The following is a 25,501-nucleotide window of genomic DNA, read 5'->3' as shown; positions in this document are numbered from 1 at the left end:
ATTCCCCGGCCGCCCGGAGCGACCAGGTCTTGTGACTTACTTGCGCAGCAGCTGCTTGAGCGCAGACTGCAGGCGTCGGGCCGAGGCCTCGTCGCTGCCGCTGGACAGCACCGTGGCCACGTCCTGGCCCCAGGTCTGTTGGGGCGAAGGATCGTTGCGGCGCGTCAACATCTGCAGCTGCAGGGCGCGGCGGGCCGCGAGCTGGTCGGCCGGCGTGTGTACATCGGCAGCCATTTCCAGGCGCAGCAAAGCCTCGGCAGCATCGCCCTTGGGCGCCGCGGCAATCGCGCTGGACCAGGAAGTACGCACCGGAGCCGTCACCTTGCCACCCAGTTGTTGGGCCGAAGGCAGTTGCTCGGCATCGCGGGCCTGCCAGGCGCTCAGCAGCTGGGTCAGCGCTTCGCCATGAGCCTGGGCAGCCAGTTTGCGCAGGGCTTCCTGGGCATGTTCGACCGCATCGCGCTGGGCGCGGAAAGCAGGATCCGCCAGACGCGGACCGCGCTCTTCGCGATAGCTGCGGCCCATGTCACGGCCATCACGGCCGCCGCGCTCGCCACGACCGCTGTCGCGGCCGCGATCCTTGCGGTCGCCGGGGCGGCCCGCTGCAGGCGCAGCCTCCTTCTTCATGCCGGGGCGGTCATCGCCGCGCACCGCCACCACGGGGCGCGCAGGCTTGGCAGCCGCTTCGGTCGCCTCAGGCGATGGCTCGGTCTGGGCCTGCCCCTCTTCGGATCTGGCAGCCGGCTGAGCCTTGATCGCGGCCTCCAGCTCGGCCAAAGCCGTGCGGATCGCCTGTGCATCACCGCTGGCATTGGCAGCTTCCACGGCCTTGGAAGCTTCGAGCACGCGGCGGTCGTGCTCGGACAGCTCCGCCACCGGGGCGCGCGAGCCGCGCTCCACGCTCTTGCGGTTGAAGGCTTCGTCCAGCGGCTTGCGGAAAGCGTCCCAGAGCTTTTGCTCGTGCTTGCGATCCAGCGGCACGCCCTGTGCCTCGACCTGCCAGCGCTGCTGCAGCGCCTTGACGGCGTCGATACGCAGGCTGGCCGCCGCCCCCAGAGCCACGGCCTCGTCGATCATTGCATGGCGCCGCTCCAGGCTGGCTTTTTGCGCAGCCTGCAGCGGCGCCTCGGCGGCGGCCATGGCCTGCTTGAACAGCGGCTGCAACTCGGCAAACAGCTTCTCGCCGATGTGGCCGCTTTCGCGCCAGCGCTCGCCGAACTGGCGCAGCGCGCGCAGCATGTTCTTCCAGTCCTGGCTCGCGGAGTGCTCTGCGGCCCAGGCCTTGATTTCCTCGATCAGTGCCAGACGCTGGGTCTTGGCCTGCGTGCTGTCCTGGCGGATCTTGTCGTGCCAGGATTCCACCACCTTGTAGGCCGCGTTGCAGGCCTCGTCGAACTTCTTCCACAGCGCATGGTTGGCCACGGCACCCTGGTCGGCCAGCTTCCACTGCTCGCGCAGATTGCGCAGGGTCTCCTGGATCTTGCGGCCACCCAGAGCCTGTCCCTCGGGACGGTTGAGCAAGGCCTCGGCCTTGGCCACCAGCTCTTCACGCAGCTTGTCAGCGTTCAGGCGCTGCCAGCCGTCGGCCTCGCCCGCAGCCACCAGGGCCGCGTGCACCTCGCTCACCAATGCCTCGTCCACAAAGCGACCATGGCTCTTGATGGCAGCGCGCATGGCTTGCACGGCGGCGGAGCCGGCCTTGCTGTTGCCGGCAGCGGTTTCATCCTTGAGCGCCTGCAGCGCTTGGCCCAGGCCTGCCTTGGCGGCTTCCACCTGCTCGGGCGTCGGCTTGCCGCGGCCACCGGCTGCGGCGCGGGCGGCAGCGGCCGGCTTGACCGCGTCCACGGGTGCGGCTTCGGGCGGCAGGCCGCGAGCCACGCGGATTTCATCGGCCCACACGGGCACGGTGGGCAGCGGCGCAGCTTCGTCGGCCGCAGCCGCCTCGGTCTGTGCCAATGCGGACTGGAAAGCGTCCCAAACCAGAGCCAGCTGTGCGGAAGCCGCTTCCAATTGAGGAGGGAAACGGCTGTCCACACTGCTCCAGCTGGCGTCGCCGGTCAGCTCCTTGGCCTGCTCCTGCCAGCGCGCCACGTCGGCACCCAGAGCTTCGAGCACGGCCTTGGCGTCCTTCCAGGACTTGGTGGACAGCACTTCGATGCGCTGCGCCAGCAGCAGCGCCACTTCGCGCTGCACCTGGGTGCGGTGCTGCAGGTCTTCCACGGCCTTCACGCGCTCGACGAGCTGGGCCTTGAACTGCGACAGCGGCTCGCGCGACAGCGCCGCACCGGCCTTGGCGGCATCGCGCTGCCAGGCCGCAGCGGCGGCTGCATCGAACGGCACTGCAGCCAGCAGCGCATGGGCTTTTTCGGCCCATTCGACGGAGATCTTTTCCTGGTTTTCGGTGCGACGGATTTCGTCCAGGCGCTCGCGCACGGCACGGGCCGCGCTCTTGTCGCGGCCGCTGAGCTCCTTGTGCACTTCCTGGAGTTGCTCAACCGTGGGTTGAGTGGTCAGCCAGTCACGGATTCGCGCGGCGCGGTCACCCGAGGTTTCGGCGGAAAAAGCACCACCCGTCAGTGCATCCAGCGGATGTTGCTCAGAATTCTTGGCAGAGGCCGGGTTCACTTCAGATGCATCAGACATGGTGCTGCTAGGAGAAATAGATGTCATGTAGGGGTCAGAAAATGCTTGGCAGCCCGTGCGGTCAACACCGCAGCAGGCCCGCGCCACCCACATGAGGGCAGACTTTCCAAGCGCAAGCCCAGGCACTTTAGCGCCTGGGCAAACCGGTATTTTCGCCTTTATTTGAAGGCAAGCCAAAAAATGCGAAATCGCAAGGTATTTCGCAGGTTCCGGCCTACTGCGTGGACAGGCTCAACTGGGCCCGCGGCGACCAATCTTTGTCCTGTGCATCGACCTTGGGCGCGCCCAGGAACAGACGCTCCAGCGGCAGGTTCTGCGTGGACAGATAGTCGCGTACCGCCACGCCGCGCGCCAGGGCCAGCTCGCGCATGGCATCGTCGGGAACGGCAATGCTGTCCACCAGCAAGGCCTTCATCTGGTCGGCGGGCAGGTCCTTGGCCAGGCCAATCATGTTGCGGGGCTTTTTGATGTCGGCGCGGCCGTAGACCGCCTTGAGCAGTGCGGGCCGCTCGGCATCCGTCACCTCGCCCACATCCTCACCGGTCTTGCCTTCGCGAATCGCATTGCGGCGCTTCTGGGCCAGCAGCAGGCGGTCCAGCTCCTCGGATTTCCAGGCCTGCTTGTCTTCAGCCTCGCGCGACTCGCCCACCACCGTCATCTTCAGCGCGGGGCGGTCGTTGAGCGACTTGACGATCTTGCTCAGTTGCTCCTTGGCCTTGGCGTCGAGCTTGGCGCTGCCCGGTGCGAAGCTCACGGCACCCGACTCGTCGCCGCCCGAGAAAGCACCCGACAGCAGCGCGAACGGCGCGGTCACGGCCTTCATGATGATGTTGCCTATCACCTTGAAGATGATGGGTGCCAAGCGGAACTGCGGATCGTTGAGCGAGCCGCTGATGGGCACGTCCAGGTCGATCACGCCGTTGCGGTCCGCCAGCAGGGCCACGGCCAGACGCACGGGCAGCGAGGCCGGTGCGCCCGGCACGGCTTCACCGAAGGTCAGCTGATGCAGCACCAGCTTGTTGGAGGCCGTGAGCTGCCCGTCGGGCTGAACCTTGTAGTTCACATCCATGGACAGCTTGCCGCGCTCTATGCCATGGCCCGCGTACTTGATGGAGTACGGGGTCAGCGGCGACAGCTCCAGGTCGCGCATCTGCGCGCGCACGTCCAGGGCCAGAGGCTTGGCCAGCGGATTGATCTTGCCGTCGATCTCCAGCGACGCCGTGCCCTGGGCCCGGCCCTTGATTTCCAGATCCGCCATCTGCGGCCCGCTCTCGCCCTGCGGCGCTTCGGACGAGAAGGCGCTCAACCGCCCCGTCAGCTCGCTGAGGTCGGCCGAGTAATTGGGCTGGATGAAGTAGTCGGAGAATTCCACCTTGCCACCGGTCAGCACGATGGGGCCGACCTTGATGATGGGCGCCGGGCCGCCATCCTCGGGCTTGGCGGGCTCCGGGGCCTTGACCGCTGCGGGCTTGTTACCCGCTGCGACCTGTGCATTGGCCTGATCGTTCTGGGCCACCGACTGCTCGGAAAGCTCGGTCTTCAGGATGTCCTGAAGATTGATGCGGCCGTTGCGCTGCACGATGACGCGGGCAAAGAAGTCGCCGAGCGCCGTCTCACGCACGCTCACGCGCAGCGGCTGGGCAGGCCGCAGGCTCAGGTCCAGGCCGCGCACGGCCAGGGTCCGCCAGGACAGCAGATCGTCGCCCAGACCCAGCCCTGTCTTGGCCGCCAGGGCCTTGGCGCGGTCGGCGGTGGAAGCGTTGAGCACGGCGCTCAACGCGCCCCCGGCCGTCTTCGGCTTCTCGGTTTCCTCGCGCACCGGAGCCGCCAGGGCGGAGCGCATGCGCAGGTCATTCAATTCCGCGTCGCCCTGCACGCTGAGCTGCGGTCCCTTGGCATGGGCCAGATAGTGGAGCTGGCCCTTGAAGTTGCCATCGGCCCGCACCAGGTCCACATTGAGCTTGTGGCCGAAATAGGGCTCGAACGCATGCAGCGGCACGGCACGCGCCTGCAGCTGGCCCTGGGCCTCAAGCGGCGTGAGGCCGAACTGACCGCGGAAGTTCAGGCTGCCCGGCTGCACCCGGCGCCCCGCGCCGAGCTTGGCCGAGATCTCCAGCGGCGTCGGCGCGGCCTTGGTGGCCAGGGGCTCGAAAGCGCCCACACGCACGCGCAACGCGCTGACCTCGAGCTGCACCGGCCGCGCTTCCACCCCCGACACCGGAGCCTCATCCCGGAACTGCAGGCCACCGCCATCCACGGCCAGAGCCGCCAGCTTCACGGACCAAGGCTTGGCCTGAGCCGCCGCTTCTCCGCGCTTGTCGGTCTTGGTCGCCCTGGCCGCCGCAGGCAGCCAGCGCTCATACATCCAGTGCCCTTGTGCATCGCGCAGCGCCGCAAGCTGGGGCTTCTGCACAGCGATAGCTTCCACCTGCACCTGCTGGGCGGCAAGATCGATATGGGCGCCGCTCAGCTTGATCTGCTCGACCGTGACCGGGGCCTGCGGATCCTGCAGCTGCAGCTTGTCGGCCGTGAGTTCGTTGACCTGGGCCACGACACCGCTCTCGCCCCAGGCGAGTTGGGCATCGGTATTGAGCATGGCGCTGATCTGGGGCTTGAAGTGAGCCGCGATATAGGGCTGCGCCCACTGCAGCGGCAGCTGCCCCAGCTTCAGATCGAGCTTGCCGTCCTTCACGGTGGCCGTGCCGTCCAGCGACAGTCTGGCCGCGCCCTCTTCCCTGGCCTGCTCGCCCGCATGCAGCTGGCCGCTGGCCGTCACGCTCAGCGACTCATTCATGGGCCAGGCCACGTTCTTGAGCTGCACGGCCAGCGGCGCCAGGGTCAGGGCCGCAGGAGTGGAGCCCGTGCCCGCGTCCTGCCAATGCACGATGCCGCCATCGAGATCGAACTGCTGGAGCTTGAGCGTCATCGGCTTGGCGCCCTGGGCGGTCTTGGCCTCAGGCTCCGCCTTCGCTTCGCCCGGAGCTGCGGCCGGCGCGCTCAGACCCAGCCAGTTGATCACGCCTTGCGCATTGCGGCTGGCATAGATTTCGGGCTTGACCCAGCGCACCGACTCCAGCGCGATCTGGTTCTGCAAGGGCTGGACATTCTTGAGCTCCGCATGCAGCGACTCAAAACGCAGCAGCGGCGCACTCTGGCGATCCTGGAGTTCCACACCGGACAGGTCCAGCTTGCCGCTGATGCGCACCACGGGCTGCTCTTCCTGCTCGAAGCGGATCTGCAGATCCGAATCTAGCACGCCCGAGCGCAGCTGCACGGGCAGGCTGGCCGGCACATAGCCGAGATAGGGCGCGAGATCGAGGTGAGCCCATTTGAGCACCATGGCGGTCTGGCGGTCCGACGCAAAAGGCGTGCTCTCGCCCGAGGTGTCGAATTTACTGCCGTTGAGGTCGAAAGCCAGATGCGGCAGCACCTTGATCTCGCGCTTGGACTCGATATTGCTGATGAAGGGAATGCTCAGCTGCAAATCCTTGAGCTCATGCTTGCGCTGCACGGACTCGTCATTGAGCTCGACGCGGCCATCGCGCAGCGCAATGTTGTAGAGCGCAAAGGTCACGGGCTTGGAGGCCTCCTTGTCCGGCTCCGAGAGCTTGGCGATCACATCGTCGATGTCGAGCTTGCCCAGCGAGTACTGGGTGAGGCGCACCACGGGTGCATCGACCTCCACCACATCCAGCACCGGCGCCAGACGGAAGAGGGACTGCGCGCTGGCATTGATGTGGATGCGCTTGACCTCGAACTGCGGCTGAGCCGCTGCATCAAGCTGCTTTTGCGCCTCAGGGCTTTTTGGATCTGCGTTGTCAGCTACTTTTTTGAGAGCTTTATCGATGCGCAGATCGTGCAGAGTCAGGGACAGCGACCAGGGCGAGAACTCGACCTTGCTCACATGCACGCCGCGCCCGAGCTTGGCCGAGGCCTGTTTCTCCAGCTGGCTTCTGGCAATCGGCGGCACCACGGCCCACAAAGCCAGCCACAGCAGCAGGATGGCAAGCACGGTCCAGATCAAGCGGCGCAGCCAGCGGTTCGATGTGAGCAATGACATGAGTATTTTTTATTGAAGCGAAACAGCAGGCCTCTCCCGACCTTGAGCTGCATGGGCACAACTTTACTCCGAGCGGCCCTGGGGCCCAACAGAGGTTGCGCTCTCTCTATATATAGAGGCAGGTGCGAGTTCCTGGGGGAAGAAGTCTGCGTCAGCCGCGGCAGGCCGCCGGGCGGATCTCGCGGAAAGAATGCAAACAATCCACAAGCACGGCGCGATCCATCCCGCCAAACGACAAGGCCCGGGAGCCAAACAACCGGCTTCCGGGCCTTACGGCTGGTATCAGACCATGCCGTTTTTCGCGGATCAAGGAGGGTGTGGTCCTTGCCGCTGGAAGCAAGAGATTGCTCCCCTAAGTGCCGCAGCGAAGATAACGAGCAAATGCCAGAAGCCTTGAAGTCACGACCTTGGCTGAGTTTGCTTTTCCTTTCCGTTGGCAGATACCTGCGACTTGCAGGCAGATTCACTATATCCGCGCTGGAGAAGGGTTACTAGCCCTTTTGCATTTTTTTTCAGCTTTATGACAAATATCACGATGTGAGCATATACACCGCTTGCAGCGGTCGTTTTTTGCTGCAGCTTGCGCAGCATACTGTACCTACATACAGTTTTTATATAACTTTAAAGTATTAAATGAATTTTTTCTAGTATTGACTGCATATTTAGCAGACTCCTAGAATCCGCCAGCGCTCGAAATGAGCGTTTTTTGTTTCCGCTGCCTCACGACTGAGCAGACCGACCAGCGCCCTTCACGGGCGCTTTTAGTCGGCCCGCAGCAAACCTCATCGGCTGTCGCACTCGCCTTCCCGGACCCAGGTTCGCAGGCTTGCCGACGACGGCCAAGAAAGGACAAGCTATGCCAGCGTCAGGAAAATTAGTCGCCTCCGCGCGAACATTGGGCCACAAGGTGGCCCATGGTTTTCTTGCTCTAACCCACAACGGTTTCGCCCTCTTGGGCTTGACCGTGGCCATTTCGGCCCTGATTTTGATTTCCCGCCCCGATCTGCGCCTGGCTGGCGAAGCCCAGCTGCGCCAGTGGCTTGATGCCCGCCAACAGCCCCAGGCTGTGGCCCAGGTGAGCACCACCATTGTGAAGCCTGCGCCTGCAGCCGAGCCGCAGGCGGCCAGCGACCGGGCCACGGCCATCAACCCCAAGAACCTGCCCAAGGAACAGGCGGCCGTGGCCTTTTGGCTCAGCAAGAAGTACCGCGTGGCGCCCGAGCCCATAGCGGCCCTGGTCAGCGCCGCTTACGAGCAGGGCAAGGTCAACAAGCTGGACCCGACGCTGATTCTGGCCATCATGGCCATCGAATCCAGCTTCAACCCGTTTGCGCAAAGCTCGGTGGGTGCCCAGGGCCTGATGCAGGTGATGACCTCGGTGCACACCGACAAGTACGAGACCTTTGGCGGCCAGCACGCGGCATTTGACCCCGTGACCAACCTCAAGGTTGGCGTCAAGGTGCTCAAGGAGTGCATTGCCCGCGCCGGCTCCGTCGAAGGCGGCCTGCGCTACTACGTGGGCGCCGCCAATCTGGAGAGCGACGGCGGCTATGCGGCCAAGGTGCTGGCCGAACACCAGCGTCTGCGCCTGGCCGTGGGCCTGCGTGCCAACGCGCTGATGACCGCCAAGGTCACGCCGGGCAAGGCCGAGGACGGCAAGCCGGCCGCAGCCACGGTCAATATGGCCAAGGCCAGCGCCGGCACCACGGTTTCGCATGCCGAGCAGGTCGCCCAGGCCGGACCCAGGCTCTGAGCCCAAACTTTTTCGTTTTTTCAAGCTGGCCCAGGCCAGCTTTTTTTATGCCCCGGGACTTCGCCATGGGGAAAAGCCGCCGCAAGCTTCGACGCCGGGTCAGCTCAGCTACACTAGGGGTGTACGCAACTGGCGATAGGCGCAGATTCCGCTCTGCCGCTGACGTGGAAACCGGCAGACTGCAAGGTCTGTGAACCACCGGGGAGCGTACCGCCCAGGACCTGAGCGATTGGGACCTGCAAGCGTTTCAGCCGTTCGCCTGGGCAGCCCTTGCTTCAAGGGAATATCTAGTTCACAGGACTGCCATGTTTCAACGCACCGATACCGTCGCTAAAGTCGACCCCGAACTGTTTGCAGCTATTGAAGCTGAAAACCATCGCCAGCAAGAGCATATCGAGCTGATCGCCAGCGAGAACTACTGCTCGCCCGCCGTGATGGAAGCCCAGGGCTCCCAGCTGACCAACAAGTACGCCGAAGGCTATCCCGGCAAGCGCTACTACGGCGGCTGCGAGCATGTGGACGTGGTCGAGCAGCTGGCCATCGACCGCATCAAGCAGATCTTTGGCGCGGACGCCGCCAACGTGCAACCCAATTCCGGCTCCCAGGCCAACCAGGCCGTGCTGATGGCTTTTGCCAAGCCCGGCGACACCATTTTGGGCATGAGCCTGGCCGAAGGCGGTCACCTGACCCACGGCATGGCGCTGAACATGTCGGGCAAATGGTTCAAGGCCGTCTCCTACGGTCTGAACGCCGATGAAGCCATCGACTACGACAAGCTCGAAGAGCTGGCCCGCGAGCACAAGCCCCGCATCATCGTGGCCGGCGCTTCCGCCTATGCCCTGCGCATCGACTTCGAGCGCTTCGCCAAGATCGCCAAGGAAGTCGGCGCCATCTTCTGGGTGGACATGGCCCACTATGCCGGCCTGATTGCCGCAGGCGTGTACCCCAACCCCGTGCCCCACGCCGACGTGGTCACGACCACCACCCACAAGAGCCTGCGCGGTCCTCGTGGCGGCGTGATCCTGATGAAGGCCGAGCACGAGAAGGCCATCAACAGCGCCATCTTCCCCGGCCTGCAAGGCGGCCCGCTGATGCACGTGATCGCCGGCAAGGCCGTGGCCTTCAAGGAAGCCCTGACGCCCGAATTCAAGGCCTACCAGGAACAGGTCGTGAAGAACGCCAAGGTGTTTGCCGAAACGCTGACCGAGCGCGGTCTGCGCATCGTCTCCGGCCGCACCGAAAGCCATGTGATGCTGGTGGACCTGCGCGCCAAGGGCATCACGGGCAAGGCTGCCGAAGCGGCCCTGGGTCTGGCTCACATCACCGTGAACAAGAACGCCATCCCCAACGACCCCGAGAAGCCTTTCGTGACCAGCGGCATCCGCATCGGCACACCCGCCATGACCACCCGCGGCTTCGGCGAGGAAGAGACCCGCATCACCGCCAACCTGGTGGCCGATGTGCTGGACAAGCCCGAGGACGAAGCCACGCTGGCCGCCGTGCGCGCCAAGGTGGCCGAGCTGACGGCCAAGTTCCCGGTCTACAGCAAGTAAGCTCGCTGCGCTAAGCCATGAGGTGCCCCTTCTGCAATCATCCGGACACGCAAGTGGTCGAGACCCGCGAGTCCGAGGATGGGGGCTTCATCCGCCGCCGCCGCCGCTGCGGCGGCTGCGACAAGCGCTTCACGACTTACGAGCGCCCCGAGGTCAGCTTTCCGACCGTGGTCAAGAAAGATGGCCGCCGCATCGAGTACGAGCGCGCCAAGCTGCAGGGCTCGTTCCAGATCGCGCTGCGCAAGCGCCCGGTGAGCACCGAGCTCATCGATGCGGCGATAGAGCGCATCGAAGACAAGCTGCTCAACCTGGGCCAGCGCGAGGTCGACTCCAGCCGCCTCGGAGAGCTGGTGATGGACGAACTCAAGGGCCTGGACAAGGTCGGCTATATCCGCTTTGCCAGCGTCTACCGCAGCTTCGAGGATGTGGACGACTTCAAGAACATCATGGACGAAGTCCGCAGCCCCAAGGCCAGCAAGGCGCGCAGCAAGCCCTGACCCGCCGAACCCATCAAAAGCCACCTTCGGGTGGCTTTTTTTTTGGCCCTAAGGTCCGGCAGATCGCACTATCGATTCATGAGCGCGCCGCGCTCACCCTTCAATAGAAGTCGCCAGAAATTCATAGAATTTTATTCGTGAACATGCGCCATGAGCTTCTTTAAAGTTAGCGCCATGGCGCAGTACGGCAGCGGATGGCATCGCAAAGATCTCCGTGCCCAGCCGCCCTCAAAGCACAAAGCCAGCCCGCAGCGAATCTGCGGGCTGGCTTTGGCAGGAATCGGGTCCGGCCCAAGCCGGAACAACGTCGTCCTCAGACGGCCGACGCGGGGATAGCTTTCAGGCCCGAATCCACATCGCCGCACTGGGCGCGGTGGCGCAGCGCGTGGTCCATGACCACCAGCGCCAGCAGCGCCTCGGCAATGGGCGCGGCACGGATGCCTACGCAGGGGTCGTGGCGGCCCTTGGTGATGACTTCGGTGCTCTGGCCGTGCACATCGATGGATTCGCGCGGCGTGATGATGGAGCTGGTGGGCTTGATGCCGATGCGCACTTCCAGGTCCTGGCCGGTGCTGATGCCGCCGACGATGCCGCCCGCGTTGTTGCTGCGGAAACCCTCGGGGCTCAGCGAGTCGCCGTGCGTGGTGCCGCGCTGGGCCACACTGTCGAAACCGGCGCCGATTTCCACGGCCTTGACCGCATTCAGGCCCATCATGGCGTAGGCAATGTCGGCGTCGAGCCGGTCGTACAGCGGCTGGCCCAGGCCGACCGGCATGTTGCTGGCATTCACGCGCAGCGCCGCGCCGCAGGAATCGCCGCTCTTGCGCAGCTGCTCCATGTATTCCTCGAAACGGCTCACATCGGCCACGGGCGCGAAGAAGGGGTTGTGCGGCACATGTTCCCAGCTCTCGAACGGGATGGCGAGCTCGCCCACCTGGGTCATGCAGGCGCGGAACTCGGTGCCGAATTTTTCCTTGAGCCATTTCTTGGCCACGGCACCTGCGGCCACGGTGGGCGCGGTCAGGCGGGCCGAGGAACGGCCGCCGCCGCGCGGGTCGCGGATGCCGTACTTCTGGAAATACGCATAGTCGGCATGGCCGGGCCTGAAGCTCTGGGCAATATTGGAGTAATCCTTGCTGCGCTGATCGGTGTTGCGGATCAGCAGCGCAATCGGCGTGCCCGTGGTCTTGCCCTCGTACACGCCAGAGAGAATCTCCACTGCATCGGGCTCGTTGCGCTGGGTGACGAACTTGCTGGTGCCTGGGCGACGCCGATCCAGATCGTGCTGGATGTCCGCCTCGCTCAGCTCCATGCCCGGGGGGCAGCCGTCAATCACACAGCCAATGGCCGGACCGTGGGATTCACCAAAATTGGTAACCGTGAAAATTGTGCCAAAGGTATTGCCGCTCATAGGCTGTTGATTATGCCTGCGGAGCTTGGCACACCGTCGGGCACGAGGGTCATAAGACTGCTGCCCCAGCCATCGCGCCTGCCGCAGGCCCGCGCCCGGTTATCGGACTACCAGCGCGGCGGCTGGCTGCCTGGCGGCATGGACGAATGATCCCAGGCCACGGGCGTGCGCGAGAACTGCGCGCAATGGCGCACGGCCTGCAGGCGGCCAAAGCCGCTGGCCAGCGTCTCCAGGTAGGGCGCGATCTCGGGCCTCGTCTCCTGCCATTGCGGCTGGTCCACGCGAGCCAGGCTGCGCAGCCAGTGCGCTGCGCCGGCCAACGTGACGCGCACGCGCCAGCTGCCGCCCTCGGCGGCCTGCTTCAGCAAGGCCGCCTGTATGCCAAAGGCCAGCAAAAAGCCCGCGCCATAGTCCAGCGCCTGCATGGGCAGAACCCGGGGCTTGCCGCCGCCCTCGGCCATGCCCTCGTCCGCATTGATGCCGCTGGCCGTCTGCACCAGCGAGTCAAAGCCGCGCCGGCCCGACCACGGCCCCTGCCAGCCATAGGCACATAGCTCGGCCACCACCAGGCCGGGGCGCAGCCGCGCCAGGGCTTCGGCGCCAAAGCCCCTGGCCTCCAATGCGCCGGGCCGGTAGGCCTGCAGAAACACATGGGCCGCGCCGACCAGGCTCCGCAAGTCCGCGCGGCCCGACACCGTGCGCAGGTCCAGCTGGGCCGAGCGCTTGCCGCGGCTCAGGTCGGCGATCGCGCCGATATTGGGCAGATGGGGTCCGTTGATCATCAGCACCTCGGCGCCATAGGCGGCCAGGGTTCGAGCCGCGGCCGGGCCTGAGAGTATGCGCGTCAGGTCCAGCATCCTGATGCCCGCCAGCGGCCGCTGCTCCTCGCCCAGCCGCGGCCAGGCCAGCGGCGCGGCATCGCCTATGCGCACCAGCTCCACCAGGGGCTGGCGGGCGATCTCCGCCTGCTGTCCCTGGGCCAGCCATTGCTCATGACTGCGCAGCGCCGCCACCGGCAGGCCGCACTCGGCGGCGCGGGCTTCGAAGTCCTCGGCACGCCACTGCTGCAGCGCCTGCGCCACTGCCGCGCGCGGCGTCCGGCTTCCGGTCGGCAGGCCCAGCAGCGCCAGCGCGCCGTCGCGGTGGTGGTCGAAATTGGCATGGATGCGCACCCAGCCCGGCGCCCCCACAGCCGCGCCGCAGGCATACAGGCCCGATATCGGCGACCACAGATCGGGCTCCTGGCCGTCGAGCGTGAAAAAGCCGCTGCTCTCGAATACCGCATGCTGGGCATCGACGCTCACGGTCTGCGCCGCCAGATCCGGCCTGCGCAGCGCGCCGATCTCGGTGGCCGCCAGCGCGGCCGCGCCCACGCTGGCCTGGACCAGGTCGGCCACGGCAAAGCTGGAGGCAAAGCCGCGGGCCGAACCGCTCAGCGTCGCGCGGACCAGGGCCTGCGGGGGCAAGCCGCATTGTCCCCATAGCTCCGCCAGCGCGGCTGGCGCGCCCGCAGCGGTTTGGGGTTCGTCGAGTTTTTCATTTTTCATAGCTGTCAACGCATTATCGACAAGGGTTTTGGGCCGATTCCATGCAAAAACAGGGAACGGGTACGCGCCCAAAACGACAAACCCCGCGGCTGCGGGGTCTGAGGAAAAGGATTCAATGCCGGGCCATCACTCGGCACCCTGGCGCTCGCCCTCGGGCCAGTCGCGGATATAGGCCTTGAGCATGCGGTTCTCGAAGTTCTGGCTGTCGACCACGGCCTTGGCGACGTCGTACAGCGAGATCACGCCCATGAGCATGCGCTTGTCCATCACGGGCATGTAGCGCGCATGGCGGTCCAGCATCATGCGGCGCACCTCGTCCATATCGGTCTCCATGGTGCAGGTCATGGGCGCGTCGTCCATGGCCGAGCGCACGGTCATATCGGCGATGCCGCTGGTCTTGACGAAGCCCTGGATCACTTCGCGGAAGGTCAGCATGCCCACCACGTCGCCATGCTCCATGACGACCAGCGAACCTATGTCCTTGTCCGACATGACCTGCACCGCCGCGGCCAGGCTTTCGTCGGGCGCTACCGTGTACAAGGTATTGCCCTTGACGCGCAGGATGTCACTAACTTTCATTGCTGTTCTCCGAAATCAGTTTGGCACTCTGGCAGCTTTTGTCCTGCATGTGTCAGCACATGCGGCATCGCTTTGCACAGAATGCAAGTGCGTGCACAAATATAGCCCACAATGGCTTGCACTCATAAAAACTAAAACAATGACGAAACATATGAATTTCTACATATTTAATCGTCTATTCGACCAAATTGATATTTGATTGCAGGCTCAATCTCGCATTGCGTCAATCAAAACAAGCCATGGAGACAAAAACATGCCCGGTTACTCTGACCCCGGCTTCGATACCCTGAGCCTGCACGCAGGCGCCCAGCCCGACCCGGCCACCGGCGCACGCGCCGTGCCCATCCACCTGACGACCTCCTTCGTCTTCGAATCCAGCGACCATGCGGCCAGCCTGTTCAATCTGGAACGCCCCGGCCATGTCTACAGCCGCATCAGCAATCCCACCAACGCCGTGCTCGAGCAGCGCGTGTCCGCGCTCGAAGGCGGCGTGGGCGCGATTGCCGTGGCCAGCGGCCAGGCGGCGCTGCATCTGTCGATTGCCACGCTAATGGGCGCGGGCAGCCATATCGTGGCCAGCACGGCGCTGTACGGCGGCAGCCAGAACCTGTTGCACTACACGCTGCGCCGCTTCGGCATCGAGACCACCTTCGTCAAGCCCGGCGACATAGACGGCTGGCGCGCCGCCGTGCGTCCCAATACCAAGCTGTTCTTCGGCGAAACCGTCGGCAACCCGGGCCTGGATGTGCTGGACATTGCCACCGTCTCCGCCATCGCCCACGAGGCCGGCGTGCCGCTGCTGGTGGACTCCACCCTGACCTCGCCCTGGCTGATCAAGCCCTTCGAGCACGGCGCGGACATCGTCTACCACTCGGCCACCAAGTTCCTCTCGGGTCACGGCACGGTGATCGGCGGCATCGTGGTCGACGGCGGCAGCTTCGACTGGGAGAAGAGCGGCAGATTCCCCGAGCTGACCCAGCCCTACGACGGCTTCCACAACATGGTATTCAGCGAGGAAAGCACGGTGGGGGCCTTTCTGCTGCGCGCGCGCCGCGAAGGCCTGCGCGACTTCGGCGCCTGCATGAGCCCGCACAGCGCCTGGCTGATCCTGCAAGGCATAGAGACGCTGCCGCTGCGCATGGAACGCCATATGCGCAATACCGAGAAGGTGGTGCAGTTCCTGGCCAGCCATCCTCTGGTCAGCCGCGTGGGCCACCCCATGCTCGAATCCCATCCGTCCTACGCGCTGGCCAGGAAGCTGCTGCCGCGCGGCGCGGGCTCGGTGTTCAGCTTCGACATTGCCGGCAACCGCAACCAGGGCAAGAAATTCATCGAGACGCTGAAAGTCTTCAGCCACCTGGCCAATGTGGGCGACTGCCGCTCGCTGGTCATCCATCCGGCCAGCACCACGCATTTCCGCATGACGGACGAAGCCCTGGCCCTGGCCGGCATAGGCCAGGGCACGATACGCCTGTCGATTGGCCTCGAAGATGCCGACGACCTGATCGACGACCTCAAACGCGCGCTCAAGGCCGCGGAGAAGGCCGTCTGATGAGCCTGCAGATTCGCCCTTTTGCGCCGGCCGATGCCGAGGCCACGGTGCAGCTGTGGCAGGCCTGCGGCCTGACACGGCCCTGGAACGACCCATACAAGGACATAGAGCGCAAGCTGCAGGTCCATCCCGAGCTGTTCCTCGTGGGCTACGACGAGACCGGTGCCGTCATGGCCTCCGTCATGGTCGGCTATGAGGGCCACCGCGGCTGGATCAACTATCTGGCCGTGCATCCGGCGCAGCAGCGCCGAGGCCACGCACGCCGCCTCATGGAAATGGCCGAGCGGCTGCTCGTCGAGCGCGGCTGCCCCAAGCTCAATCTGCAGATCCGCGCCGGCAACGAAGCCGTGATCGCCTTCTACGCAAGCCTGGGCTATACCGACGACCAGACCTTGAGCATGGGCAAGCGGCTGATCGCCGACATCTAGGGCGCCCGCGCGTACACAACATTCGGAGACATACATGCACATCCATGTCCAGGGCGCAGAGATCTACGCCTATACCGGCGGCAAGGCCTTCGATGCGGCCAAGCCCACGGCCATCTTCATCCACGGCGTGCTCTGCGACCACAGCGTCTGGGCGCTGCAAAGCCGCTATCTGGCCAATCACGGCTGGAACGTGCTGGCCATCGACCTGCCCGGTCACTGCAGAAGCGGCGGCAATGCGCCGAAGTCCGTCGAAGAGGCCGCGGCCTTCATCGGCGCGCTGATGGATGCTGCAGGCCTGGAAAAAGCCGCGCTGATCGGCCACAGCTGGGGCAGCCTGATCGCAATGGAAGCCGCGGCCACGCTCAAGCAGCGCATCAGCCACCTGGTGCTGGTGGGCACGGCCTTTCCGATGAAGGTCTCGCCGGCCCTGCTCGACTCGGCGCTGAACACGCCCGAAAAAGCCATCGCCATGGTCAACACCTTCTCGCGCGCCACGCTGTCGCCCCCGGGCGGCGCGGGCAGCTGGGTGTTCGGCGCCGGCATGGCCCTGGGCAGGCGCGTGCTGGCCAGCAACAGCCGCACCAATCTGCTGCATGCGGGCTTTACGGCCTGCGACAGCTATGCGGGCGGCGAGGCCGCCATGGCCCAGCTCTCCTGCCCTGTGCTGTTCGTGCTGGGCGAGCAGGACCAGATGACCCCTCCCAAGGCCGCCAAGGGCCTGATAGAAGCCGCCAGGGCCGCAGGCCAGCAGCCCAGGGTGCAGATGATTCCCAACGGCCATAACCAGATGACCGAATCGCCCGACCCGACTCTGTTCGCGATCCGGGATTTCCTCGCGATTTAGGGCTGTCAACCCGATGTCATGGCCGGGACGACCCGGCCTGCATCATGCATGGGCTGGTGCGGCGGAGCCTGAGAATCCGAGCCGGCGAAGGACGCGGTCCGGGCTCAATCGATCGGCTGCAGAAACGCTGCAATGCGGCCCGTGATGCGTTCGGGCAGCTCGCGGTGCGGCACATGGCCGCCGCCGGCGATGATTTCGGTCTCGCATGGGCCTTGCGACCAGTTGCAGATGTTTTCCGGGTGCACCAGCGAGCCGAACTCATCCAGCTCGCCATGAATGGCCAGCACCGGGCAATGCACCTGCCGCAGGGCGGCGTCCAGCCGGTAGTCGGCAAAAGCCCGGGTCAGCCAGGTATCGACCCAGGCCGACAGCACCCAGGCCGCCTTCTCGCCGTGATAACGGGACAGCCGGTCCAGCTGCCCGGGCTGGGCAAAGTTGTCGCGCGCGGCGCGGATGCCGGCCAGGGTGCGGTCCTCCACGAAGCTCTGGGCCGATTCCGTGATCAAGGCCTTGCACTGCTGCGGATAGGCCGCGGCCACCATGCAGGCCATGCCGCCGCCCACGCTATGACCGAGCATGACGAAGTCGTCCAGCTCCAGCGCCCTGTGCAGCGGCGCAAAGCCGGCCTGCACCTCGTCGGCCACAAAACTCGGCGCGAGCCGATGCGGATTGGCATCCGAGCGGCCGAAGCCCAGGCGGTCATAGGCGATCACCGCGCGGCCCGTGGCCTTGGCCAGCAGCTCGGGGAACTCGCGCCACAGCGCCACGCTGCCCAACGAGTCATGCATGAGCACCAGCGCCGACCTGCGGCTGGCCTGCTGCGGCTGCCAGCGCTTGGCATACAGTGCGCCATCGGGAGTCGCCACGCGGATCTCGCTGGTGGTGAGTTCCGTGCTCGAAGGAAAGGCAATATCGGACATGGGCGGCAATCGGGGGATGAGAGGAACAACGGTAGCAATACTGGGTGCAGCCGTGCCGGCCGAGCCTGAAACATGGCGGCATCTGCACCAATGCCGGCAGATTTTGCGGCTGGCGCGAGCCGGCCCGCTGTCCTGCATGCGACCCTGCCCGGTGTCGGGAGGGCACTTACCCGCTGGCCCGCCGACGAGCCCGGCGGTATAAAAAAGCATCTCATCAACCGAGGTCTGCCATGTCCCGGACCACGAGCTCCGCGCCTGAGAGCGCCACCGTAGATCCGCGCCAGTTCAAGAGCTTCGCGGAGTTCTACCCCTTTTATCTGGGCGAGCACAGCAATGTCGTCTGCCGCCGCCTGCACTTTATCGGCACCAGCCTGTCGCTGCTGTTTCTGCTGGCCCTGTTCGTCACCGGCGACTGGTGGTATCTGCTGGCCGGCCTGGTCTGCGGCTATGCCTTTGCCTGGGTCGGGCATTTCGGCTTCGAGAAAAACCGGCCAGCGAGCTTCAAGCGCCCTCTCTACAGCTTTATGGGCGACTGGATGATGTGGCGCGACATCCTGCTGGGCCGCATCAAGCTGAGCTGAGCCCCGGCTGTTGCCCGATGCTCAGCATCCCATATTCATAGATTTGCACCGAAGGCGACTCAAACTCTATGAATACCGGAGCCAGCGATCAGCTCGGCCAGCGTCATCTCGGCCAGCTGGGCACGCTGCCACAGCGGCTGCACGGCATTTGAGGGCTGCAGCAGCAGGGCCTGGACCAGCGGCTCCACATGGGTGGCGCGCGGGTCCACCAGCAGCACATAGCGCGGCTCGGTGCTCTCCAGCGAGACAAAAGCGTCCGGCGGCTGCACGGCGCCCACCCAGTCGAGCTTGGCCAGAGCCTGCAGCACGGGTTGAATCTGTGCGGCCTCGATGCGCAGGCGCTGCGCGAGCTGGCGCACCAGCAAGCCCTTGTGCGGCAGTTCGCGCTCCTTGGCCAGGCACTGCAGAATTTCCACGGACAGCTCGAACTGCCAGCCGCGGTGGCCGGTCAGGCGCTCCACCCCGGTCAGCACCGTGGGCAGATAGGCGGTGACCAGAGCCCCCAGCAGCACGACGCACCAGGCCACATACATCCAGATCAGCAAGATCGGCAGGGTCGCAAACGCGCCGTAGATCACCGAATAGGTGGGCACCGAGTTCAGATAGATGGCCAGCATCTTCTTGGCCAGTTCCATGCAGACCGAGACGAAGATGCCACCCACCCAGGCATGGCGCCAGCGCACCGGCGTATTGGGCACATAGTGGTAGAGCCCGGCCATGCCGGCCGCCAGCACCACGAATTCGATAGAGTCGAAGACAAAGCGCAGGCTCTCGGGCAGGGCATTGACCAGCCCCTTGGAGGCCGACATCACATAGGAGGACAGCACCAGGCTCAGGCCCAGCAGCAGCGGCCCCAGCGTGATGGCCGCCCAGTAGATCAGCACCCGCTGGCCCAGCGGCCGCAGCTGGCGCACGCGCCAGATATTGTTGAGCGTGCGGTCTATGGTCAGTATCAGGGCCACGGCCGTGACGATGAGCATGGAAAAGCCCACCAGCCCCAGGCGGCTGGCCTTGGAGGCGAACTGCGTGAGATAGCCCAGCACCTGGCGCGCGATGGTTTCGGGAATCAGGCTGTCCATCAGCCAGCGCTCCAGCACCTGCTGTACCTTGCCGAAGATGGGAAAGGCCGTGAACAAGGCCAGAGCCACGGTGAAGAACGGCACCAGCGCCAGCAGCGAGGTAAAGGTCAGGCTGCTGGCCGTCACCCCCAGGCGGTCTTCCTTGAAACGTTCGCGCAGCACCTGTGCGGTGTTGCGCCAGGGAAAGCTGCGCACCCGCCGCTGCACGCGGCGACTGCGGCGCACAAACTCGGCCTTGAGGTCTTCCCTGCGCGGCAGGCTGGGCCTGGGCAGGCGCGACAGCCCGTCCCTCCAGTCGAAACCCGGCGCCCAGGCTTTGCGCTGCGGGTTGCGCGGTGCTCCTGAAACAAAAGCAGGACCCTCCTTCTGCGCCTGGGCTTGAGCCCTGTCCGAGCGTGAATACAGACCCGTATCCGGCCGGACCGGATTGAATGGCGCGGCTGGAGGCTGCGGCTCGGGCGAAGCGGCGGCAACGCCGGGGCCGCTTGCCGGCGCGGCTTCTTCAGCAGGCTCGTTCAGCAGCGGCTCTTGCCTGCCACCGGCCAGGGTGGAGATGCCGGCCGCTGCGCCGGTCTCGGGCAGGGGCAGCTGCGCCTGCGGGCTGCCTTCCAGCGCGGCCCAGAAACCGGCTCGGTCATTTTTCTTCATGACTGCCCCCCCTCTTCGCATGCGCGAGGTCAAGCGCCGGACTTGAAAGAAAAATTTCGGATGCAAAGAGAGCTGCCATGGCCGATATGATGCCATCGCTATGACCGATGCCTTCCCGCCCCAAGCCGCCGCAAACACTTGTTCACCAATCCAGCAGCCAGGCTCCGACGTCGCCGCCACGCGCTGGCTGGCCGTGGGCAGTCTGCTGGCCCTGATGGCGCTGTGCATGGCCTGGGAACTATGGCTGGCCCCGCTGCGCAGCGGCGGCACCTGGCTGTTCCTGAAGGCGCTGCCGCTGGCGTTTGCGGTGGTCGGTCTGCTCAAGCGCCGCATGTACACCTATCGCTGGCTCAGCCTGCTGGTCTGGCTGTACTTCACCGAAGGCGTGGTGCGCGCCTGGGGTGACCCAGCGCCCGGCCGCTGGCTGGCCATGGGCGAGATTGCACTGTGCGTGCTGCTCTTCATCGCCTGCGCCGCCCATGTGCGCCTGCGCCAGCGCGCAGCCAAGGCCGCTGCGCCTCAATCCGGCGCAATGCCTTCGTGACGCGCCAGGGTCTGCACCTGCGTGGCCAGGGCCTCGCAAAGCAGCTGAGCCGCCGGCGCTAGCGCGCGCCGAGGCCGCTGGATCAGCAGGGTACGGCGCAGAATGCGCGGTGCGTCCAGCAGGCGAAACCGCAGCTCGCCGCGTGCCGGATGCCGCGCCGTCAGCGCCGGCACGATGCTGACCCCCAGACCCAGGCGCACGGCTTCGAACAGCAGCTGAGGGTTGGACATGCGCAGCGGCGTCTGCAGCACATTGGCCGGCATGCCAGGGGCCGCGGCCAGCAGCTGGCTGATGGCGGTATCCGTGGTCAGGCCCACAAACGGCAGCAGCGCCAGATCCGCGGCCACCAGTTGCGGCGCTTGCAGCAGCGGCTCATCGGCCCGCGCCACCAGGCCCATGGCATCGCTGACCAGCGGCCGGGTATGCAGATCGCCGCCTGCGGGGTGGGCCGCCCCCACGCCGAAGTCCACCAGCCCGGCCTGCACGCGCTGGGCTATGCCCTCGGCGCTGTCTTCCACCAGATCCACCTCGATGCCCGGGTGCTGGGCGCGCAGCTGCGGCAGCAGCGGCAGCAGCAGCACGGCCAGCACCGAAGGAGCGGCAGCAATGCGCACCTTGCCGCGGCGCAATGCGGCCAGATCGCCGAGGTTCTGAAAGCCCTGCTCCAGGGTCTCAAAGGCCTGGCGCACATCGAGCAAAAAGGCCTGGCCAGCAGCCGTCAACCCCACGGTTCGCGTCGTGCGGTCAAACAGCCGCAGGCCCAAGGCCTCTTCCAGCTGGCGAATAGATTCGGACAGGGCCGACTGCGTCAGGCACAGCTCGCGGGCTGCCGGGGCAAATGCGCCCTGACGCGCCACCTCGTCAAAGGCGCGCAGCTGGCGCAGGCTGATATTGTTCGGAAAAACCGGCATAACCAAGCAATTTATTTCGATTGTCCCGTAGTCTGCCATGCTCTACGCTTGCGGTTTCATGGTTTTCCGGCTGCGCCCCTGTGCCTGGCTTAGGATTTCCGTCTGTTCTCCCTCTCTGCCGCCCCTGCAGCGGCCTGCTTGCCATGACTTCCACCGCTTTGCTTGAATCCCTGCGCCAGATTGTGGGCGCTCCCCATGTACTGACCGATGGCGACCTCAGCGCCTACGAACAGGACTGGCGCAAGCGCGTACACGGCAAGTCCCTTGCCGTGGTGCGCCCCGGCAACACGGCCGAAGTGGCCGGCGTGATCAAGGCCTGCGCGGCAGCCGGCGTGCAGATCGTGCCCCAGGGCGGCAATACCGGGCTTTCCGTAGGCTCCACCCCAGACGACAGCGGCCGGCAGATCGTGCTCAGCCTGACGCGCCTGAACGCCGTGCGCCATATCGACAAGGACAATCTGACCTTCACCGTCGAAGCCGGCTGCATTTTGCAGAACCTGCAGGAGCTGGCCGATCAGCAAGGCCTGCTGTTCCCGCTGTCGCTGGCCGCCGAAGGCAGCTGCACGATCGGCGGCAATCTGGGCACCAACGCCGGCGGCACGCAGGTGGTGCGCTATGGCAATACCCGCGACCTGTGCCTGGGCCTGGAAGTGGTGACGCCCCAGGGCGAAATCTGGGACGGCCTCAAGGGCCTTCGCAAGGACAACACAGGCTATGACCTGCGCGATCTGTTCATCGGCAGCGAAGGCACGCTGGGCATCATCACCGCCGCCACCATGAAGCTGTTCCCGCAGCCGGCCGCCCAGCTCACCGCCTTTGCTGCCGTGCCTTCCATGGAAGCCGCCGTGCGTCTGCTGGGCCTGGCGCACCAGCATCTGGGCGCGGGGCTGACGGGCTTTGAAGTCATGGGCCAGTTTGCACTGTCGCTGGTCGTCAAGCACATGCCGCAGCTGCGCGTGCCCTTCACCGAAAAGGAGGCCGACATGGGCGACGAAGCCCCCTATTGCGTGCTGCTGGAGAACAGCGACAGCGAGTCCGAACAGCATGCCCGCCTGCGCTTCGAGCACTTGCTGGAGCTGGCCTTTGAAGACGGCTGCGTGGTCAACGCGGTAGTCGCGGAGAGCCTGACCCAGGCCCATGACCTGTGGCATATCCGCGAGAGCATTCCTCTGGCCCAGGCCGAGGAAGGCCTGAACATCAAGCACGATATCTCGGTCGCCGCCTCGCGCATTCCCGCTTTTGTCGAGCATGCCGATGCCGTGCTCAAGCGCGAGATTCCCGGCGTGCGTCTGGTCAACTTCGGCCATCTGGGCGACGGCAATCTGCACTACAACGTGCAGGTACCCGAGGGCGAGGACGGCAAGGCCTTTCTGCGCGACAAGGAGGCCCTGGTCAACCACCTGGTCTATGAGGCCGTGGATGCCTTCGGCGGCTCCTTCTCGGCCGAGCATGGTGTGGGCGCGCTCAAGACCGACAAGCTCGAAAAATACCAGTCTCCCGTGGCCCTGCAAATGATGCGTGCCATCAAGAATGCCTTGGACCCCCAGGGCATCATGAATCCGGGCGTGGTGCTGGCGCGCGGCTGATCCTTGCGCCGCCGATAAAGAAGCCCTGCCATGATCGGCAGGGCTTTTTTCTGGCCGCTGCCAGGGATTCAATGAGTGGCAACGATATTGCGGAACATGGTCTCCACGTCGCTGGGCCAGGGGATTTCTGCGCCATCCACATCGGTGAACACGGTTTGCTTGCCCTCGCTGAGCAACCAGACACGCAGGCCGTTGCGCACGGGGTCGATCACCACGGCGGCCATCTCCTCGCCACCCTGGTGCTGGCGGTTGCCCATTACATACAGCAGACCGGCAGCGGGCTCCAGCGGACCCAGGGTTTGCAGGTTCTTGAGCAGCGTGTCGTACTGCACCCCCACCAGGGCCTTGAGCCGCCCGGCGAGCACGCCCTGCTGCAGATAGTCCACCCCGTCCCAGCGGTACTTGCCCTCCAGCGGCTTGAGGCTGTCCAGGCTCTCCTCGCCCTCCTTGGTCACATGGAGCACGCGGACCTGCTTGATGGCAGCCGCAGGCTGGGCCGGCGCGGCAGCAGGGCCTGACGGCGGCTTGGACACAGCACCGGCCGGTGCCGAGGAGGTTGTTGGCGCGGGCGTCTTGGTCTTGTCGCAGGCGGCCAGCAAGGCCAAACAGGCCAGCGCACAGGCGGCGGCGTTTACAAGAGTGCGTGACATGAACAAACTCTCCTTTCAAACAACATGCTTATTTTGCAGTTGCGGCAAACGCAGCTCCAGACTTACCGCGCAGGCCATGGGTGTTTGATCTGGGCCCGTCCGGCCAGCCTTTCAGCCATGGCACACTTGGCCTGTCGCGGCACTACGTGCCTGCCCCCATTCAAGAGCGGCCCGGCGTCGTGTACGCTGCCCTGCACTGCCCTCCGATAGCACCATGAACACCTCCTCCACCCTGCGCCCCGTGCGCTGCCAGTACGAAACCTTTATGCGCCATGTGTTCGAGCACGGTGCGGCCAAGACCGACCGTACCGGTACCGGCACCCGCAGCGTGTTTGGCTATCAGATGCGCTTCGACCTGAACGAGGGCTTCCCGCTGGTCACCACCAAGAAGGTACACCTCAAGTCCATCATCCTGGAACTGCTGTGGTTTCTGCGCGGCGACAGCAATGTGAAGTGGCTGCAGGAACGCGGCTGCACCATCTGGGACGAATGGGCCGACAAGGAAACCGGCGACCTGGGCCCGGTCTACGGGGTGCAATGGCGCAGTTGGCCCAAGGCCGACGGCACGCATATCGACCAGATTGCCGAAGTCGTCAATCAGCTCAAGGCCAACCCCGACTCGCGCCGCATCATCGTCAGCGCCTGGAACGTGGCCGAGCTGGACCAGATGGCGCTCATGCCCTGCCATGCCTTCTTCCAGTTCTATGTGGCGAACGGCAAGCTCAGTTGCCAGCTCTACCAGCGCAGCGCCGACATCTTCCTGGGCGTGCCCTTCAACATCGCCAGCTATGCGCTGCTGACCCATATGCTGGCCCAGCAATGTGATCTGGAAGTCGGCGACTTCATCTGGACCGGCGGCGACTGCCACATCTACAACAACCATTTCGAGCAGGTGCAGACCCAGCTGGCCCGCCAGCCGTTTGCCTACCCCACGCTACACATCAAGCGCCGCCCGGCAAGCATCTTCGACTACGAGTACGAGGATTTCGAGGTGCTGGAGTATCAACACCATGCGGGCATCAAGGCCCCCGTGGCAGTCTGAGCTGCGCTATAAAAACCAAAGCTGCTGGCGCATGACCTGCGCGGTTTTCAATATCGGAAACTACTGGAACCCAAGACAGGCAAGCACCAGCTGCTCATCAATCGACGAGAATGGCCATTCATCTGATTTATGCGCGCGCCGCCAACGGCGTGATCGGCAAGGACAACGCCATGCCCTGGCACCTGCCCGAGGACCTTGCGCACTTCAAGCAGCTCACCCAGGGCTGCGCCGTGGTCATGGGGCGCAAGACCTGGGACTCGCTGCCGGCTCGCTTTCGTCCCCTGCCCGGGCGCACCAATATCGTGGTCACGCGCCAGGCCGACTGGCGGCCCGAGCCGGCCTCGGACCAGGTGCTGTGCGCCGCCAGCCTGGAGGAGGCGCTGGAGCGCGGCCAGCAGATCTCGCCGGACGTCTGGGTCATGGGCGGCGCCCAGATCTATGCCCAGGCCCTGCCTCTGGCGCATAGCGTGGAAGTGACCGAAATCGGCCGCGACTACGAGGGCGATGCCTACGCCCCCACGCTGGGCCCGCAGTGGCAGGAGGTCGCGCGCAGCAGCCATATGGCGGCCAACGGCCTGCCCTACAGCTTTGTGCGCTACGAAAAGCACTAGTATGCCCAGACAGGCCGCCGAAACGGCCTGTACTGTGTCCCCAGGGCGGCGTGCAAGACGCG

General features: G+C 65.2%; 20 protein-coding genes and 1 riboswitch. Of the genes, 11 read left to right on the top strand and 9 right to left on the bottom strand.

All coding sequences use genetic code 11. The annotated features are described in order from the left end of the window. Window positions 1-36: 36 nt before the first annotated feature. Together AB6724_RS10130 and AB6724_RS10125 are read right to left on the bottom strand one after the other, a co-directional pair. Window positions 37-2,643: a DUF349 domain-containing protein gene (locus AB6724_RS10130; protein ID WP_369338399.1), complete on the bottom strand. Its 2,607-nt coding sequence runs from the start codon at window positions 2,641-2,643 to the stop codon at window positions 37-39. Window positions 2,644-2,857: 214 nt separating this feature from the next. Continuing rightward, window positions 2,858-6,703, bottom strand: a complete 3,846-nt coding sequence (locus tag AB6724_RS10125) for a DUF748 domain-containing protein (protein WP_369338398.1) — start codon at window positions 6,701-6,703, stop codon at window positions 2,858-2,860. A gap of 856 nt (window positions 6,704-7,559) precedes the next feature. Here AB6724_RS10125 and AB6724_RS10120 point away from each other — a divergent pair. The 3 genes from AB6724_RS10120 (at window position 7,560) to nrdR (ending at window position 10,506) form a co-directional block, all read left to right on the top strand. Next, a complete protein-coding gene (locus tag AB6724_RS10120; RefSeq protein WP_369338397.1) occupies window positions 7,560-8,456 on the top strand; it encodes a lytic transglycosylase domain-containing protein in 897 nt (298 codons plus the stop codon). A gap of 115 nt (window positions 8,457-8,571) precedes the next feature. Further along, window positions 8,572-8,728: riboswitch (ZMP/ZTP riboswitch) on the top strand. A gap of 33 nt (window positions 8,729-8,761) precedes the next feature. Beyond that, entirely contained in the window at window positions 8,762-10,009 is a 1,248-nt protein-coding gene (gene glyA, locus AB6724_RS10115; RefSeq protein WP_369338396.1) for a serine hydroxymethyltransferase, read from the top strand. A gap of 17 nt (window positions 10,010-10,026) precedes the next feature. Further along, on the top strand, window positions 10,027-10,506 hold the full coding sequence (gene nrdR / locus AB6724_RS10110) for a transcriptional regulator NrdR (protein ID WP_369338395.1): 480 nt from the start codon (window positions 10,027-10,029) through the stop codon (window positions 10,504-10,506). 313 nt (window positions 10,507-10,819) lie between these two features. Here nrdR and aroC read toward each other — a convergent pair whose 3' ends face one another. The 3 genes from aroC to AB6724_RS10095 all read right to left on the bottom strand — a co-directional run bounded on the left by aroC (window position 10,820) and on the right by AB6724_RS10095 (window position 14,043). Further along, on the bottom strand, window positions 10,820-11,917 hold the full coding sequence (gene aroC, locus AB6724_RS10105) for a chorismate synthase (protein WP_369338394.1): 1,098 nt from the start codon (window positions 11,915-11,917) through the stop codon (window positions 10,820-10,822). A 107-nt stretch (window positions 11,918-12,024) separates the two neighbouring features. After that, window positions 12,025-13,464, bottom strand: coding sequence for a CoA transferase (locus AB6724_RS10100; protein WP_369338393.1), 1,440 nt, complete (start codon window positions 13,462-13,464; stop codon window positions 12,025-12,027). Between the two features lie 126 nt (window positions 13,465-13,590). After that, a complete protein-coding gene (locus AB6724_RS10095; RefSeq protein ID WP_369338392.1) occupies window positions 13,591-14,043 on the bottom strand; it encodes a CBS domain-containing protein in 453 nt (150 codons plus the stop codon). 253 nt (window positions 14,044-14,296) lie between these two features. Between AB6724_RS10095 and AB6724_RS10090 the strand changes: the two genes are divergently transcribed. From AB6724_RS10090 to AB6724_RS10080, 3 genes are read left to right on the top strand one after another with little or no spacing between them, the layout of a single operon-like run. Continuing rightward, window positions 14,297-15,595, top strand: coding sequence for an O-acetylhomoserine aminocarboxypropyltransferase (locus tag AB6724_RS10090; protein WP_369338391.1), 1,299 nt, complete (start codon window positions 14,297-14,299; stop codon window positions 15,593-15,595). A gap of 5 nt (window positions 15,596-15,600) precedes the next feature. Continuing rightward, entirely contained in the window at window positions 15,601-16,023 is a 423-nt protein-coding gene (locus AB6724_RS10085; protein WP_369338491.1) for a GNAT family acetyltransferase, read from the top strand. A gap of 34 nt (window positions 16,024-16,057) precedes the next feature. Then, complete coding sequence (locus AB6724_RS10080; protein WP_369338390.1) at window positions 16,058-16,867, top strand: alpha/beta fold hydrolase; 810 nt, start codon at window positions 16,058-16,060, stop codon at window positions 16,865-16,867. Between the two features lie 104 nt (window positions 16,868-16,971). Here AB6724_RS10080 and AB6724_RS10075 read toward each other — a convergent pair whose 3' ends face one another. Further along, window positions 16,972-17,787 (bottom strand): alpha/beta fold hydrolase, encoded by an 816-nt coding sequence (locus tag AB6724_RS10075; protein ID WP_369338389.1) that lies wholly within the window; start codon window positions 17,785-17,787, stop codon window positions 16,972-16,974. Window positions 17,788-18,017: 230 nt separating this feature from the next. On the opposite strand from AB6724_RS10075, the gene AB6724_RS10070 reads away from it, so the two are divergent. Beyond that, on the top strand, window positions 18,018-18,368 hold the full coding sequence (locus AB6724_RS10070; protein ID WP_369338388.1) for an Mpo1-like protein: 351 nt from the start codon (window positions 18,018-18,020) through the stop codon (window positions 18,366-18,368). A 59-nt stretch (window positions 18,369-18,427) separates the two neighbouring features. Here AB6724_RS10070 and AB6724_RS10065 read toward each other — a convergent pair whose 3' ends face one another. Further along, window positions 18,428-20,095, bottom strand: a complete 1,668-nt coding sequence (locus AB6724_RS10065) for a YihY family inner membrane protein (RefSeq protein WP_369338387.1) — start codon at window positions 20,093-20,095, stop codon at window positions 18,428-18,430. 100 nt (window positions 20,096-20,195) lie between these two features. On the opposite strand from AB6724_RS10065, the gene AB6724_RS10060 reads away from it, so the two are divergent. Continuing rightward, on the top strand, window positions 20,196-20,639 hold the full coding sequence (locus AB6724_RS10060) for a DUF2069 domain-containing protein (protein WP_369338386.1): 444 nt from the start codon (window positions 20,196-20,198) through the stop codon (window positions 20,637-20,639). Here AB6724_RS10060 and AB6724_RS10055 read toward each other — a convergent pair. Beyond that, window positions 20,615-21,550, bottom strand: coding sequence for a LysR family transcriptional regulator (locus tag AB6724_RS10055; protein WP_369338385.1), 936 nt, complete (start codon window positions 21,548-21,550; stop codon window positions 20,615-20,617). The genes AB6724_RS10060 and AB6724_RS10055 overlap by 25 nt on opposite strands. A 143-nt stretch (window positions 21,551-21,693) precedes the next feature. Here AB6724_RS10055 and AB6724_RS10050 point away from each other — a divergent pair, with 143 nt between their 5' ends. After that, a complete protein-coding gene (locus AB6724_RS10050; protein WP_369338384.1) occupies window positions 21,694-23,136 on the top strand; it encodes an FAD-binding oxidoreductase in 1,443 nt (480 codons plus the stop codon). Between the two features lie 68 nt (window positions 23,137-23,204). Here the strand turns inward: AB6724_RS10050 and AB6724_RS10045 are convergent, their stop codons facing one another. Next, entirely contained in the window at window positions 23,205-23,786 is a 582-nt protein-coding gene (locus tag AB6724_RS10045) for an Ivy family c-type lysozyme inhibitor (RefSeq protein WP_369338383.1), read from the bottom strand. A 214-nt stretch (window positions 23,787-24,000) separates the two neighbouring features. Between AB6724_RS10045 and AB6724_RS10040 the strand changes: the two genes are divergently transcribed. Then, window positions 24,001-24,828 carry a thymidylate synthase gene (locus AB6724_RS10040; RefSeq protein ID WP_369338382.1) on the top strand — a complete coding sequence of 276 codons (828 nt, stop codon included), beginning with the start codon at window positions 24,001-24,003 and terminating at the stop codon, window positions 24,826-24,828. A gap of 110 nt (window positions 24,829-24,938) precedes the next feature. Next, window positions 24,939-25,439: a dihydrofolate reductase gene (locus AB6724_RS10035; protein ID WP_369338381.1), complete on the top strand. Its 501-nt coding sequence runs from the start codon at window positions 24,939-24,941 to the stop codon at window positions 25,437-25,439. Window positions 25,440-25,501 lie beyond the last annotated feature (62 nt).

The organism is Comamonas guangdongensis (genome assembly GCF_041079535.1).
In the GTDB taxonomy this organism is placed as follows: Bacteria; Pseudomonadota; Gammaproteobacteria; order Burkholderiales; family Burkholderiaceae_C; genus Comamonas; species Comamonas guangdongensis.
The sequence above is the reverse complement of the archived record's forward strand: the minus strand, read 5'-3'. Positions and strand labels throughout refer to the sequence as shown.

Coding starts and splice junctions, on each gene's coding strand:
- AB6724_RS10130 (WP_369338399.1), bottom strand. CDS start 2,643: ATGTCTGATGCATCTGAAGTGAACCCGGCCTCTGCCAAGAATTCTGAG.
- AB6724_RS10125 (WP_369338398.1), bottom strand. CDS start 6,703: ATGTCATTGCTCACATCGAACCGCTGGCTGCGCCGCTTGATCTGGACC.
- AB6724_RS10120 (WP_369338397.1), top strand. CDS start 7,560: ATGCCAGCGTCAGGAAAATTAGTCGCCTCCGCGCGAACATTGGGCCAC.
- glyA (WP_369338396.1), top strand. CDS start 8,762: ATGTTTCAACGCACCGATACCGTCGCTAAAGTCGACCCCGAACTGTTT.
- nrdR (WP_369338395.1), top strand. CDS start 10,027: ATGAGGTGCCCCTTCTGCAATCATCCGGACACGCAAGTGGTCGAGACC.
- aroC (WP_369338394.1), bottom strand. CDS start 11,917: ATGAGCGGCAATACCTTTGGCACAATTTTCACGGTTACCAATTTTGGT.
- AB6724_RS10100 (WP_369338393.1), bottom strand. CDS start 13,464: ATGAAAAATGAAAAACTCGACGAACCCCAAACCGCTGCGGGCGCGCCA.
- AB6724_RS10095 (WP_369338392.1), bottom strand. CDS start 14,043: ATGAAAGTTAGTGACATCCTGCGCGTCAAGGGCAATACCTTGTACACG.
- AB6724_RS10090 (WP_369338391.1), top strand. CDS start 14,297: ATGCCCGGTTACTCTGACCCCGGCTTCGATACCCTGAGCCTGCACGCA.
- AB6724_RS10080 (WP_369338390.1), top strand. CDS start 16,058: ATGCACATCCATGTCCAGGGCGCAGAGATCTACGCCTATACCGGCGGC.
- AB6724_RS10075 (WP_369338389.1), bottom strand. CDS start 17,787: ATGTCCGATATTGCCTTTCCTTCGAGCACGGAACTCACCACCAGCGAG.
- AB6724_RS10070 (WP_369338388.1), top strand. CDS start 18,018: ATGTCCCGGACCACGAGCTCCGCGCCTGAGAGCGCCACCGTAGATCCG.
- AB6724_RS10065 (WP_369338387.1), bottom strand. CDS start 20,095: ATGAAGAAAAATGACCGAGCCGGTTTCTGGGCCGCGCTGGAAGGCAGC.
- AB6724_RS10060 (WP_369338386.1), top strand. CDS start 20,196: ATGACCGATGCCTTCCCGCCCCAAGCCGCCGCAAACACTTGTTCACCA.
- AB6724_RS10055 (WP_369338385.1), bottom strand. CDS start 21,550: ATGCCGGTTTTTCCGAACAATATCAGCCTGCGCCAGCTGCGCGCCTTT.
- AB6724_RS10050 (WP_369338384.1), top strand. CDS start 21,694: ATGACTTCCACCGCTTTGCTTGAATCCCTGCGCCAGATTGTGGGCGCT.
- AB6724_RS10045 (WP_369338383.1), bottom strand. CDS start 23,786: ATGTCACGCACTCTTGTAAACGCCGCCGCCTGTGCGCTGGCCTGTTTG.
- AB6724_RS10040 (WP_369338382.1), top strand. CDS start 24,001: ATGAACACCTCCTCCACCCTGCGCCCCGTGCGCTGCCAGTACGAAACC.
- AB6724_RS10035 (WP_369338381.1), top strand. CDS start 24,939: ATGGCCATTCATCTGATTTATGCGCGCGCCGCCAACGGCGTGATCGGC.